At 67.0% G+C, this 1,198-nt stretch carries 1 protein-coding gene; it reads left to right on the forward strand.

Annotation, left to right across the window (positions count from 1 at the left end):
- Window positions 1–36: 36 nt before the first annotated feature.
- Window positions 37–1,198 (forward strand): IS30 family transposase (locus IE275_RS45690; RefSeq protein ID WP_444545893.1); only part of this gene is annotated, 1,162 nt, incomplete at its 3' end.

Genomic DNA, 1,198 nt, shown 5'->3' on the forward strand with positions numbered 1-1,198 from the left:
GAGAAGCGGCCTGTCAAGCAGCACTCCCGGGGCAAGCTGAGCCGGGAGCGGGCGGAATACTTCCGGCTCATGAAGCTGGGCTATGGCAACAAAGAGGCGAGCAAGCTCGTCGGCATCAACCCTCGGACCGGCCGTGAGTGGCGCAACGGCCGGCCCGAGGGACGCAAAAAGCGCCCGAGGCCACCCGCGCACATCGCGCAGGTGGTCTCGGGCGCTTCTTCGCGTTTTCTGTCGGAGACCGAGCGGATCCACATAGCCGACCGCGTGCGTGAGAAGGCAACCATCCGCGCCATCGCCGCGGAGCTGGGCCGCAGCCCGTCGACCGTCAGCAGGGAGATCCGCCGAAACCGCACCATCCTGCCAGACGGCCGCTTCTACTACCGGCCCTACGCCGCGCAGCGCCGCGCCGACAGCCGCCGGCCACGCCCCAAGCCCAGCAAGATCTGCCAGAACCCGGAGCTGAGGGACTTCATCCAGGACCGGCTCACAAGACGGTGGAGCCCCGAGCAGATCTGCCACGCTCTGCGCAGGATCTTCCCCGACCGGCCGGAGATGCACGTGGTCCACGAGACGATCTACCAGGCTCTCTACGTCCAGGGCCGCGGTGAGCTGCGCCGGGAACTGGCCCGTGCACTGCGCACAGGACGGACCATGCGCAAGCCGCACCGGCAGTCCAACAGGCGCCAGCCCCGCTACACAGTACCCATGGTGATGATCAGCGACCGTCCCGCCGAAGCCACCGATCGTGCTGTCCCAGGACACTGGGAAGGCGACTGCATCATCGGCGCAGGCCACCGCTCTGCCATCGGCACACTCGTCGAACGGTCGACCCGCTTCACCATGCTGGTGCATCTACCCGACGGACACCGAGCAGAGCACTTCCACCTGGCGCTCGCCGAAACCATCCGCCACCTGCCGCCCCACCTGCGGCGATCTCTCACCTGGGATCAGGGCAACGAGATGGCCGGCCACCACCTCTTCTCCACCGCAGCGGACATGCCGGTCTACTTCTGCAACCCCGGCAGTCCCTGGCAGCGAGGCTCGAACGAGAACACCAACGGACTGCTGCGGCAGTACTTCCCGAAAGGCACCGACCTCTCTCACCACAGCCGCGCAGACCTTGAGACCGTGGCGGCCGAGCTGAACAGCCGACCACGCAAAACGCTCGACTGGGAAACCCCAGCCGAGCGTCTCGCTA

It is taken from the genome of Streptomyces phaeofaciens, from assembly GCF_014648915.1.
GTDB lineage: Bacteria > Actinomycetota > Actinomycetes > Streptomycetales > Streptomycetaceae > Streptomyces > Streptomyces phaeofaciens.